We start from the raw sequence: 11,952 nt of genomic DNA, 5'->3' as shown, positions 1-11,952 counted from the left end.
AGCCCCGCGATGGTGCACCAGGACCCGAGGCACTGGCGGGACCCGGACGTGTTCGACCCCGACCGCTGGCTGCCCGGCGCACCCCACGGGCCGGCGGGCGGCCAGCACTATGTGCCGTTCGGCTGGGCGCCGACCGCCTGCGTGGGCGCTGGGCTCGGCCTGTGCCAGCTGGTGCTGCTGTGCCGCCTGCTCTGCACCACGTACCGGATCGAACTGCCGTCGGCGGCCGCACCGACGATGGCGATAGGCCCGGTCCCGCTGCCACTCGGCTTCAACGGCCGAGTGTCCGCCCGGGACTGGACGAGCAAGTCCTGAGTCCGGGCTGTGTCGGTAGACGGACGAAGGGTGTTCAAGATCAGTTTGTGGGGACCGACCTGAACACCCTTGGACGTCCGCGCCCGGCGGAGCTGACTGCAGGTTGGACGCGGTCACCCCGCCTGGTGGACGAATCCGGACGCGTCCTGTGGCTTGTTCTTCGTGCCGAGATACTCGTAGGTGTCCTTGTCGAACACCATCACCACCGGCAGCCTGCCGGATCCAGTTCGAACCGGGTCCACGCCGTCGCGCCGGTGCCGGCCGACAGGAACGGGAAGGCTGTCCTCGTCGGTGCGATCCTGCATCGGTCGTCCCAAGACCGTCAGGGATCGGGACGGACTGGCGGGACGGTGCAGGCAGGTGCATACCTGAGTAAACACCTGTTCGGTGCGAGCGGGACGGGGTAACGGACCCGTCCCGCTCACACGTTCGTGGCCTCGATACCGGCCTGCCGAGTCTCTCCCGTGTGGACGGGACAGTGACATTCCAAGCCTTCTGCCCGCCGTCCGTCGCGTCCGGCCTGACTCGGGCTCAACCCGAACCAGCGCCTGCGATCAGCGCAGTTGGTACACCACGTTGACGACGACCTCGTCCCTGATCTCACCGGGTGCCACTGGCACCTGCGCACCGTCCGCCACCGGGGATACAAGGGTCGGAACCGGCGACGTGCCAATGGCGGCACCTTCCTCCACGGACACCAGGTCCCCCAGGCTGAGACCACTGAGTTGGGCGTATTGGGCAGCCTTGGCGCGGGCGTTCTCGAAGGCAGCGGCGCGGGCCCTGTAGCGCAGTGCCACGCGGTCTTCGATGTCGAAGGCCACCCCGTTGATCCGCCCGGCGTCCCCGGTCGCGTCCACGGCAGCGCGAAGGACTGTCCCGGTCTTGGTCACGTCTCGCACCTTCACGGAGAAGGCCTGACCGGCCTGAAAGCCCGCCAGGTAGGTGTTGTTGGACTGGTCGTTCTCGTAGACGGGGTCGAGCCACATGCTCTCGGTTCGGATGTCGCGATCGGACACACCCTGAGCGCGCACGGCGTCCAGCAGGGCCTGCGCGGTGGTGGCCTGCGCTGTCATGGCTTCCGTGGCCGTCGGTTTCCTGACCTCCACGCCAACGCTGATGACGGCCAGATCTGGTACAGCCGATGCCTCGCCGTGTCCACTGACGGCGACCGTGCCCCGCTCGGCCGCCTGTGCGGGAACGGACATGCTGATCAGGCATGCCACAGTGAGTGCACCAGCCCCCACGAACCGTCTGAGCGCAGGGATGTTGGAACGGGTAGAGCTGCTGCCGTGATTGAGGGGAAACACGATGACCGAGTCCTCTCGGAGAATGCTGTGCGGAACGTGCGAGTAATCAGCATCAACCACGTCAGGTTCTCGGTGAGCATCAATCGGACTCTCGGAACTGAATGAGTGACAGATCGCCACGATTGAGTGAGCGTTGTTCAGAGGTGGTAGCTCGGTGAGCCGCTTTCATCTTGGGTTGGATGTGTTGGCGGTAAGCCGCTGGGACGCTGCCCACAAGATGGGGCCTGTCAGCTTCTAAAAGAGGACTCGGCATTCTTGGTATGCCGATGAACAGGGTGAATGTGATTCTCGGCTCGGTGATAACCCCTCGTTGTGGTCACAGGCCGTCCAGTGCACCGCAGTGCTTTCCGCATAAAGCGTCCTGCTTTCAGCCCGGCTTCAACACTATTGGGTGCACGTTGATTTCGAGTCTTGACGATCTTTTGGGCTCGGTCGAGCATTGAGGTCAGTTGGAGGCGTCAACGGGCGGGACAACTGGTGTCCAGATTGGTGGTCATTCCTGGCCCGGGCTCACGCCTGAACACTTTGTTTGGCGTATGGGAAGACTTAGCCCCGACGTCACGGCCATCACGTAGACGGCAGCCTGTAACCGGCTTGGATGGCGAAACATCCGGCGGAAGAATTCGCCGCTTCCCGAGGCAGAATCCGTTCGAAGATGACGGAGTTCAGCAATGGCCGAGCCCACCACCACGCCCGACGTGCCCGCCCGCACGAACCGACCCATCGACACCTCCCGAGCTCTGGCGACCGTTCAGAACTCCTTTGCTCCGGGAGCGGTCGACCTGGCGTCGCTCGTGCCGATCATGTACGCCTTCATGTTCCGGAACATCGCCAGTGACGGGTTCATCTACAGCGATCCACAGTCACCGGGTGACATTTCCCGGGACTCGAAGCCGGGTTGCGTCATCGCCGCCCCGTCCTTCCCCGCCGACACCCCCGGCATCGACGAGGACTACGTCTTCAACTGGGTGCGCGACGGCGCCATCACGGCCATGGAGGTGGCCAAGGCCGGCATGCCCGCCGGCCCCGATGGGACGGTGCAGACGCTCAACGACTACGTGAAGTTCGCCGACCTCTGCCACTCCAACGCCCAGCCGCCGCTGACCAAAGGGCACGCCTGCTTCACCATCGCCGGCGACGCCCGCCCGTGGACCGAGCAGAACGATGGTCCGGCCTTGCAGTCGCTCACCATCCTGGCCGCCTTCGACCAGCTCGATCACGAAGCCCAGAAGCTGGCGGTCGACCTGGTGAACTCGAACGTGGCCTTCCTCCTCGGTGTCTACAAGGGGCCCACCACGAACCTGTGGGAGGAGCACAGCGGGTTCAGCTTCTTCGCCCGGTCCGCCCAGCTGCGCTGCTTCGAGGAGATCCAGGCCTCGACCATCGCCGACATCGACAAGCCGGCCGGGCTGCGGACCGCCATCAAGTGGCTGCGTCAGGCCCTCGCCGGCCACTGGGACGGGGACAAGTACGTGAGCATGATGGCCGACCCCGGTAACGGGGCCCAGCCATCGCCGCAGAACCCGGTCGTCAGCGGTTACGACCCGAACATCGACATCGTCCAGTCGGCTGTTTACGGCGCCATTCCCGTTACCGACACCAAGCTGCTGGCCACAGCGGCCCAGCTGCGTTCGCAATGGGAGGACGGCGGCATCGCCTTCTACCCGATCAACAAGGCGGACAAGGAGAATTTCGGTATCGGACCGCTGTTCGGCCGCTACCCGGGCGACGTCTACGACGGAGACACCGCGCACCCGGTGCTCGGCGGTCACCCCTGGGCCCTCTCCACGTGCAACGTTGCCGAGCTGCACTACAAGCTCGCCGCCGAGATCAAGTCGAGTGGCAAGGTGCCCGTGGACGACCTGTCCACACCATTCTTCGCCCAGTCCGGCATCGACGCGTCGACGGCTCCAGCGGCAGCCGCCGCAGCCTTGGTGGCGACCGGTGACGCCATGGTGCGGGCCGTGGTCTACCACAGCGACCACTTGGAGCTCTCCGAACAGTTCGACGGCGCCACCGGCTACGAGCGCAGCGTTCACAACCTGACGTGGAGCTACGCCGCCTACCTGTCCGCCGTGCGAGCCCGCGCCGAGGCTGTGTGACCCCGTGGCCAGTTGACTCGATTCCCGCCCACCACGCCAGTCCCGGCTGCGCCTGGGACCTGGCAGAGGAGTGACTGCGCCATGTACGTGAAATTCCCCGAGGGGGCGGCGAATCGCACCGACCCCGCGGCCGCGGCCGAGATTCTCTACGACGCCGTCATCGTCGGCGGCGGAATTGCCGGTGCCATCATCGCCTCGCGGCTGAGCGACGCCGGCAAGAGAGTGCTGATACTCGAAGCCGGCTCGGCCGAGGACCTCACCCTCAAGGGCTACGAGAGCTACCTCGACCGTTTCTACTCGGCGACCAGCAAGGACAACCAGTCGCCCTACCCGGTCGTCGCCAACGCCCCGATGCCCCGCGGCACCGACGCACGGCGCATCTTCCCCGGTGCGCCCGACGCCTCGGCCTACATCGTCCAGAGCGGGCCGTTTGCCACTGACACCACCTATACGAGGGTTCTCGGCGGCACCACCATGCACTGGGAGGCCAAGACGCCGCGGATGCTGCCCGAGGACTTCCGGATGCGCACCCTCTTCGGCGAGGGGGTCGACTGGCCGCTCACCTACGGGGATCTCTCCCCGTACTACGACGAGGCCGAACGTGAAATCGGCGTCTCCGCCGACGTGGAGGACCAGGCTTACCTCGGGATCACCTTCGACGAGGGCTACGTGTTCCCCATGAAGGGGCTGCCCCTGTCGTACCTGGACCAGATGGTCGCCAAGGACCTCAACGGGATGCCGGTCGAGCTCGGCGGGGAGAAGCGAGAGCTGCGGGTCCGCCCGTGGCCACAAGGGCGGAACGGAATACCGAACCCGGCCTACGACGGCGGGAACGGCTACGTGCCGCGGGGAGCAGTGAGCACACATCAGGTCGAGGTCGGGGGACGGTGCCAGGGCAACAACAACTGCGTACCCATCTGCCCGGTGCAGGCCAAGTACCACGCAGGCAAGACCCTCGCCGTGGCCCTCCAGAGCGACCAGGTCGACCTGGTGGCTCAGGCGGTGGCCTACAAGGTGCACGTCGACAAGCGAACCCGCCGGGTGACAGAGATCGAGTACCGCCGCTACGACCGGCCTGACAGCCCCGACTTCACCACCATGAAAGCCAGGGGCCGGCTGTTCATCCTGGCCGCCAACGCGGTGGAGAACCCCCGGCTGATGCTGGCCTCCGGCCTGCGCGACTCGAGCGGCCTCATGGGGCGCAACTTCATGGACCACGCCTACCTGCTGGCGTGGGCCCTGCTACCAGAGGTGGCCGGCACCTTCCGGGGCACGAACTGCACCGGCGGCATCACTGACCTGCGCGGAGGCCGCTTCCGCCGCCGCCAGGCAGCGTTCAGCGTCGACATCCACAACGACGGCTGGGGCTGGGCCCGCGGGGCGCCGATGACCGACCTGATCGACCTGGTGGACGCCGGTGGTCGCTACGGCGAGTCCCTCCGGCAGGGCCTGGTGGACCGGGTGTCCCGCCAGCTGCAGTTGGCGTTCATGGTCGAGGTCCCCGCCAACCCGAGCAACCGGATCACAGTGGACCCGGCCTTCACCGACAACCTGGGGAACATGCGGCCCATCCTCACCTACGACATCCCCGACTACACGATGCGGGGAGTGGCGTACGCCCGGCAGTTGTCGAAACGGATCTTCGCGCGTCTCGGGGCCGAGGACCACACCGAGTACGACCCGAACTTCTGGGGCTACGCCGTCTACGGCGGCGAGGGGTACGAGATCCGAGGGGGCAACCATCTCGCCGGTACCCACATGATGGGGCGCAACCCGTCGACCTCGGTGGTCAACGCGGATCAGCGGTCCTGGGACCACCAGAACCTCTACCTGGTCGGTGGGGGAAGCCTGCCCACCGTGAGCACGTCGAACGTGACGCTCACCGTCGCGGCCCTGTGCTTGCGCAGCGTCCGGGCCATGCTGGCCCAGCTCGACTCCGAGACCGCACCGATCGAGGTCACCAGGAACGGCCGGCTTCAGGAGGTGGCCCGGTGACCGCGTCGACCATCGACAACCGTGACCACCTGATCAGTTACCTGCACGCGGCGATGGCGCTCGAGCACGCGACCATCCCTCCCTACCTGACCGCGTACTACTCCATACATCCCAACACCAACTCCGACGCCGCCCACATCATCCGGGTGGTCGCGGTGGAGGAGATGCTGCACCTGACCCTCGCTGCCAACGTCCTGAACGCCATCGGCGGGACGCCCGACCTGACCCGCCCCGGCTTCGTGCCGTCCTACCCTGCCTACCTGCCCGACGGGGATGACAAGTTCACCGTCGATCTGGAGCCCTTCTCCCTTCACGCGGTGGGGAAGTTCTGCCTAATAGAGCAGCCGAGGCAGGCTCCCAGCGCCAGCTCCCGGCTGGTGCCCGCGCCGGACAGCGGGGGGTCGTTCCTGGCGTCCAGCCCGACGATCGACGGGATGCGCTACTACAGCATCGGCGAGTTCTACGCCGCGATCATCGAAGGCCTCGAGAAGGTGGCGGCCGTCGACCCCAGGCTCTTCTGCGGGAATCCGGCCCGTCAGGTGGGACCCGAGTACTTCTACTCCGGCGGCGGGGCGGTGATCCCCGTCACCGATCTGGACTCGGCGCGGCGAGCGCTCAGCTTCATCGCCGACCAGGGCGAGGGCCTCGACTCAGGCCTGTACGACGAAGACGGGGAGTTGGCCCACTACTACCGGTTCCGGCAGCTGGAGCTCGGCCGCTACTACCAGGTGGGAGACCTGGCCGACTCGCCCTCGGGACCGCAGCTCCGCGTCACCTGGGACGATGTTTACCCGGTGAAGGTGAATGCTCGGCTGGCCGACTACCCGCCGGGATCGGAGCTCGCCGAAGCCGCCCGGAACTTCAACGCCGACTACGGAACCTTCCTCGCCCTGCTCACCAAGGCGTTCAACGGGCAACCAAGCCTTCTGCAGGACGCCATCTGGTACATGTTCCGCCTGCGCGACGCGTTCACGCGGCTGGTGCGCAACCCTCTGCCGGGCAGCGACGGCCTGCACGCCGCTCCTACTTTCGAGATCCCGACCGCGTTCGAGTCCGATCCGGACGTCGCTCGGACCGGCGGCGAGACAGCCGAGGCGGTGCCGCGGTGACCGCCCAGTCGTTCGATCGGTTCCTCCTGCTGTCGGTCGACCTCACCGCCTTCGAGAAGACCGAACTGCTGGGCACCGGTCTGGCCCACCAGTACCTGGCCAAAGTGCGCGCCGCCTGCGGCGACGAGGTCTTCACCGCCCTCCTCGCCGCCCACCGGCTGGCCCGGGCCGACGCCGTCCGTGATGCCGGAAGCTGTGACCGGACCCTGCTCGACCGGGCCCTGCGCCACCGGATCTTCAGCGACGACCGCCTGGGCCCGGTTGCCCGCAACGTGATCAAGCTCTGGTACTCCGGGACGTGGTACGGGCTGCCACCCGAGTGGACCGACTCCTACGGCGCCCACACGGCGGCCGAAACCTCCACCGTCACCGCCGCCTCCTATCAGGAGGGGCTGCTGTGGCGCGCCATCGGGGCCAATCCTCCCGGTGCCAAGGCCCCCGGCTACGGCTCCTGGGCTCAGCCACCCCGCATCGACGCCCGCTACCTGAAACGAGCAACAAAATGACAGAACTGGGTGACCGCCTCGGCCCGGACAAGGTGAAGCTCGGCGTCTGCTGCACCCTGTGGTGGAACGACGACTTCCCGACCATCGACGCCGGCATCTCCTTCGGTCAGGCCGTGAGCGAGATGGCGCTCGCCGGCTTCCAGGGTTGCAGCATCGGGCACAAGTACCCGTCGGACGCCGCCGTGCTCAAGGCCGCTCTCGATCTTCGCGGACTGCAGGTGTCCGAGCCCTGGACGAGCACGTACTTCACGATCAGCAAGATGCGGCACAAGACGATCGCCGCCTTCGAGGAGACGCTGGCCCATGTCAAGGCGCTCGGCGGGACCGAGCTGGTCGTGGCCGAGTTCGGAGCTTCGTCGCACCTGCTCCCCGTCGACGTGTTCGCCAACCGCCCCGTCCTCACCGAACATCAGTGGGACTGCTTGACGTCGGGTCTGGAGGATCTCGGCAAGATCGCCAACTCGGCCGGGATGAAGCTCAGCTACCACCACCACATGGGTACCGGCGTCATGACCAGGGCCGACGTCGACAGACTGATGGCATCGACCGACCCGACCCTGGTCCACCTGCTGCTCGACACCGCCCACATCGCCTTTGCCGGCGACGATCCGCTGGACATGGCACGGGCTCACGCCGACCGCATCGGCCACGTCCACCTGAAGAGCATCCGGCCTGAGGTCGTGAGCCAGGTGCGTGAAGAAGGCCTGTCGTTCGAGGAGGCCGTCGAGCTCGGCGTCTTCACCGTGCCCGGCGACGGCGCGATCGACTTCCGGCCGATCCTCGAGGTGCTGGCCGACGCCGATTACCAGGGGTGGCTGGTCGTGGAAGCCGAGCAGGACCCGAACAAGGCCGTCCCGCTCGAGTACGCCAAGAAGGCCCGCGCCTACCTCGCCGACGTCTTGGGCTGGTAGCGCACGTCGGATCGCAGCCATCGGACTCCGTCAGTGGCACACCTTCAGAACAGCGAGGAGACAGGAATGGACGCGACATTCAAGCGAGACGTGTTCTTCAGCTTCTTCATGTTCACGGCCGATTTGAGGCCTCAGGACTCACGTTACACGCAGATTCTGATCAACCATCTGAAGGCCCTTACGGACATGGGCTACGACGGCTTCGATCTGCACATCGCCTCCCAGCCCGCGGCCGTCGATCATCAGCTCGAGGTCGAAAGTTACGTCGGCCTCAAGAAAGCGTTCGACAAGGCAGGACTGAAGGAGGTGAAGTTCACCACCAACGTCGGGACCACGCGGACCTTCGACCCGACGTCGCCTTACGAGGAACAGCGCAGCCGGGCCCTGTCTTACCTCAAGTCGCGTGTCGACATCACGCGGGTCCTGGGCGGCGACTCGATCATGTCAGGGCCGTTCCTCTACCCCTACGGTGTTTTTCCGGTCACGGACGCTGATGAACCGATATGGAGCGACGCGCTCCTGGACTGGATGAAGTCGCGCTATCACGCGGCGCATTCCGTTTTCGAGGATCTGGCGGTCTACGCCGCGACGCAGGAAGTGAAGCTCGCCATCGAGCCCGTGAAGAGCTGGGAGACGCCCCCGCCCAACATGGTCTCGGAGGTCCTGGATTTCTTGGACGGCTTCGACCACTGGCAGTGCGGCGTAACGATCGACACCGCGCAGGTCGTCATGGAAAGCCAGGGCCCCTCAGTCTTCAGGGACAACGTCGCCCGAGCCGCACGGCAGGACCGGCTCTACTACGTCCACCTGTCTGCACCCGATCGGGGTGCGGTGCGGGACAGCTGGATCCCGTGGGACATCGTCCTGAACGAGATCGAGCCCGTTTATCGCGGGCCGTACCTGATCGAGGTGTTCAACGCGATTCCGCCGTTCGACAGCTCCATGCGAATGGCACGCCGGCGCTTCTGGCGGCCCGGCGAGGACGAGCCAACGCCCAACGCTGACAGCGCCTACGACGTAGCCATGGCGGCGTTGGAGGAACTGCGAGACCAGGTCGCTCTTTCCGCCCGGACTTCATCCGACCCGTCGCGCCTCGCCGCCACCCGCGCCTGAGTTGCTCGATGGGCGGGCCGCATCTCACCATCACATCGGGAAGGTCCCGAATGCCAACTCAAGTGCCCGAGCCCATCGCAATGGTCGTGAAACAGGCGGGCGATGTCCGCATTCACACCGTCGTCTCACCCTTCACGTCCGGCAATATTGCGAACGCTACGCACATCATCGAGACGAGGAACCAACTCGTTCTCGTCGACGCGCAGTTTCTCGCTCCTTGTGCAAGTGCATTCAGGAACTACGCCGACAGCCTTGGCAAGCCGATCGAAAGGCTGTACCTCTCTCACCGGCACCCTGATCACTGGTTCGGTTTGGGGACTGCGTTCGGCGACATCGCGATCTACGCGTTGCCTGAAACCCTGAGCTTCATCCAAGAGCACGGAGAAGACTCGGTGAGCGACCACTGGAAACTCGGTGACTTGGCGCCGAGTCGCATAGTCGTCCCTCAGAAGGTCGCCAGCCCTGGTGACGAGACGATCGACGGGGTCAGGTACGTCTTCGACCAGGTCGTAGAGGCCGAAATCGACTTTCAGCTCACCATCGGGCTTCCCGACCTGGGAGTCTATTTCGCCCAGGACCTGATCTACAGCGGCACCCACCTGTACCTGACCAAACAGATGGGCCACTGGATTCGGGTTCTGCAGAAAATGCTGTTGACGGACTACGAGTTGTTCATGCCGGGCCACGGTCTGCCGGCTGACAAAAGTGAAGTCGCTCGCAACATCGAGTACCTCTCGGCCGCTCAGCAGGCAATCGGCAACGGGTTGGCGGACGAGGCCTTCAAGGAATTCATGCTGCAACGGTATCCCGAACGAAGGTGTCCGGGGATCTTCGACATATACCTGCCTCGGTTGTTCGGCGACGCGAGCGACTACTGACTGCGAAGGTGTTCAGTCATGAACGAGGGATACACCGTAGGGCAATACCTGGTGGACCGGCTCCATCAATTGGGTCTGGACCACCTGTTCTCCATCGCGGGCGACTATTCGATAGAATGGTTGAACCGGTACGTCACGCCGAGCAGCATTGAGATCGTAGCAGAAGTCAACGAGGTGAACGCCGGTTATGCGGCGGACGGGTACGCACGGCTGAAGGGTATCGGGGCCCTCTGTGTCACCTACTCCGCAGGCGCGTTGTGCGCCGTGAACGCTGTTGCCGGTGCTTACGTCGAGAAAGTCCCGCTCGTCCTGATCAATGGCACACCGAGCATCAAGAAGACGCTCACTTTCGAGCAGACCGGTTTCAGTGCGCATCACTTCATCAGTGGGCGAGAAACGGATCAGCAATCATTTGAGCACATAACTGTTGCAACCGTGCGAATCGACAATCCTGATCTAGCGCCGTTGCTGATAGATCATGCGCTGACCCGGTGCGTGAGCGAACGACGTCCGATATATGTCGAACTCCTCGAGGACATGGTCGACTTGGCGTGCGAGCCGCCGAGGGGTGTTCTGAAGCCGGCCAGGGCGTTGTCGGACCAGTCCAGCCTGGAACAGTCGGTGGCGCAGATCTGTGCGAGGCTTGAAAGCGCGGAGAATCCCCTCGTCTGGATCGGCGTGGAGATCGACCGCTTCGGCCTTCAGGAGAAGGCCATGAGCCTGATCCGGCAACTGAATGTCCCCTTCGTCACGGAACTCCTGAGCAAGGCCGTCCTTCCTGAAGACGATGCGCAGTTTTTCGGCGTGCTCGACGGGCAGGCGTCATCCGCCGCCGTCGCGGATTTGGTCAAGACGTCCGATTTCATACTGGGTCTCGGCGTGTGGTTGACCGACATCAACTCGCTGGGCTGGGAACCGGACTTCGACAAGACCGCGTTTGTGTCGATGGATGCAGTCAAGCTGGGAACGTATTTCGGTGGACAGGTCGCGCTGGAGCACCTGATTGACGGGATACTGGCAAAGCAGGTTGCGCCCAAGGTGTGGAACCCGCCGGAAAAGCCGACTTACAGCGCGCCGGCCATGGGCGCAGCCGATGAGATCACGTACCAGGGATTCTACAACTTCGTACAACAGTACATCGACAAGAACACCATCGTCGGCAGCGATGCGAGCATGAACTACTTCGGAAGCATGTTGCTCGACGTCCCCGGCCCAGGAGGGTTTGTAGCTCAGTCATCCTACTCGTCGATAGGTTATATCGCAGCGGCTGCAACGGGTATCTGCTTGGCAAAGGCGCCCCACCAAAGAGTAATGGTGTTCTCGGGTGACGGTGGGTTCCAGATGACCGCGCAATGCCTCTCGACGCAGACTCGTTTCAAGCTCAACCCTGTGATCTTCGTAATCGACAACGGAGTCTACGGCGTAGAGCAATGGCTCGCTGATTCGACGGTTTTTCACACCGACAAGCCGTTTTACAACTCATGCGTCTTGCATCCGTGGAACTACAGCAAGCTGTCCGAGGTGTTCGGTTGCCGGGGATGGAAAGTCGGCACGTACGGGGAGCTTGAGGAGGCCGTGACGGGTGCCCTGGCGAACTCGGTCAGCCCGTCCATCATCCAGGTCCTGGTGCCAGGCAAATCGATTCCCGACAATGCAGAGTGGAAGACTCAGTAGTGAGCCTCTTCCATCCTGATCTTGAGGGTGGGCGGGCCTGAG

At 64.5% G+C, this 11,952-nt stretch carries 11 protein-coding genes; 9 read left to right on the top strand and 2 right to left on the bottom strand.

Annotated features, from left to right (window positions below; translation table 11 throughout):
- Positions 1-315: cytochrome P450 (locus tag FXN61_RS26075; RefSeq protein ID WP_167976660.1), on the top strand; the 315-nt coding region annotated here is incomplete at its 5' end.
- 113 nt (positions 316-428) lie between these two features.
- On the opposite strand, the gene FXN61_RS26070 is transcribed toward FXN61_RS26075, so the two are convergent.
- On the bottom strand, positions 429-620 hold the full coding sequence (locus FXN61_RS26070; RefSeq protein WP_167976659.1) for a hypothetical protein: 192 nt from the start codon (positions 618-620) through the stop codon (positions 429-431).
- Between the two features lie 249 nt (positions 621-869).
- Complete coding sequence (locus FXN61_RS26065) at positions 870-1,520, bottom strand: SIMPL domain-containing protein (protein ID WP_167976658.1); 651 nt, start codon at positions 1,518-1,520, stop codon at positions 870-872.
- A 773-nt stretch (positions 1,521-2,293) separates the two neighbouring features.
- Here FXN61_RS26065 and FXN61_RS26060 point away from each other — a divergent pair.
- The 8 genes from FXN61_RS26060 to FXN61_RS26025 all read left to right on the top strand — a co-directional run bounded on the left by FXN61_RS26060 (position 2,294) and on the right by FXN61_RS26025 (position 11,910).
- Positions 2,294-3,724, top strand: a complete 1,431-nt coding sequence (locus FXN61_RS26060; protein ID WP_188135493.1) for a glycoside hydrolase family 15 protein — start codon at positions 2,294-2,296, stop codon at positions 3,722-3,724.
- Between the two features lie 81 nt (positions 3,725-3,805).
- Positions 3,806-5,719, top strand: coding sequence for a GMC oxidoreductase (locus FXN61_RS26055; RefSeq protein WP_167976657.1), 1,914 nt, complete (start codon positions 3,806-3,808; stop codon positions 5,717-5,719).
- Entirely contained in the window at positions 5,716-6,828 is a 1,113-nt protein-coding gene (locus tag FXN61_RS26050; protein ID WP_223165598.1) for a ferritin-like domain-containing protein, read from the top strand. Before FXN61_RS26055 ends, FXN61_RS26050 begins: the two co-directional genes overlap by 4 nt.
- Complete coding sequence (locus FXN61_RS26045) at positions 6,825-7,334, top strand: hypothetical protein (protein WP_167976656.1); 510 nt, start codon at positions 6,825-6,827, stop codon at positions 7,332-7,334. Before FXN61_RS26050 ends, FXN61_RS26045 begins: the two co-directional genes overlap by 4 nt.
- Entirely contained in the window at positions 7,331-8,245 is a 915-nt protein-coding gene (gene iolE, locus FXN61_RS26040; RefSeq protein ID WP_167976655.1) for a myo-inosose-2 dehydratase, read from the top strand. The genes FXN61_RS26045 and iolE overlap by 4 nt, the downstream gene beginning before the upstream one ends.
- Before the next feature lie 66 nt (positions 8,246-8,311).
- Positions 8,312-9,358 (top strand): sugar phosphate isomerase/epimerase family protein, encoded by a 1,047-nt coding sequence (locus FXN61_RS26035; protein ID WP_167976654.1) that lies wholly within the window; start codon positions 8,312-8,314, stop codon positions 9,356-9,358.
- Positions 9,359-9,444: 86 nt separating this feature from the next.
- Positions 9,445-10,236 carry an MBL fold metallo-hydrolase gene (locus FXN61_RS26030; protein ID WP_223165597.1) on the top strand — a complete coding sequence of 264 codons (792 nt, stop codon included), beginning with the start codon at positions 9,445-9,447 and terminating at the stop codon, positions 10,234-10,236.
- An 18-nt stretch (positions 10,237-10,254) separates the two neighbouring features.
- Positions 10,255-11,910 carry an alpha-keto acid decarboxylase family protein gene (locus tag FXN61_RS26025; RefSeq protein WP_167976652.1) on the top strand — a complete coding sequence of 552 codons (1,656 nt, stop codon included), beginning with the start codon at positions 10,255-10,257 and terminating at the stop codon, positions 11,908-11,910.
- Positions 11,911-11,952: the final 42 nt, after the last annotated feature.

Source organism: Lentzea indica (assembly GCF_012184385.1).
Taxonomy (GTDB): domain Bacteria; phylum Actinomycetota; class Actinomycetes; order Mycobacteriales; family Pseudonocardiaceae; genus Lentzea; species Lentzea indica.
The sequence above is the reverse complement of the archived record's forward strand: the minus strand, read 5'-3'. Positions and strand labels throughout refer to the sequence as shown.

What these genes read in the sequence shown, in the direction of transcription:
- FXN61_RS26070 (WP_167976659.1), bottom strand. Translation starts at nt 620, where the DNA reads ATGCAGGATCGCACCGACGAGGACAGCCTTCCCGTTCCTGTCGGCCGG.
- FXN61_RS26065 (WP_167976658.1), bottom strand. Translation starts at nt 1,520, where the DNA reads ATGTCCGTTCCCGCACAGGCGGCCGAGCGGGGCACGGTCGCCGTCAGT.
- FXN61_RS26060 (WP_188135493.1), top strand. Translation starts at nt 2,294, where the DNA reads ATGGCCGAGCCCACCACCACGCCCGACGTGCCCGCCCGCACGAACCGA.
- FXN61_RS26055 (WP_167976657.1), top strand. Translation starts at nt 3,806, where the DNA reads ATGTACGTGAAATTCCCCGAGGGGGCGGCGAATCGCACCGACCCCGCG.
- iolE (WP_167976655.1), top strand. Translation starts at nt 7,331, where the DNA reads ATGACAGAACTGGGTGACCGCCTCGGCCCGGACAAGGTGAAGCTCGGC.
- FXN61_RS26035 (WP_167976654.1), top strand. Translation starts at nt 8,312, where the DNA reads ATGGACGCGACATTCAAGCGAGACGTGTTCTTCAGCTTCTTCATGTTC.
- FXN61_RS26025 (WP_167976652.1), top strand. Translation starts at nt 10,255, where the DNA reads ATGAACGAGGGATACACCGTAGGGCAATACCTGGTGGACCGGCTCCAT.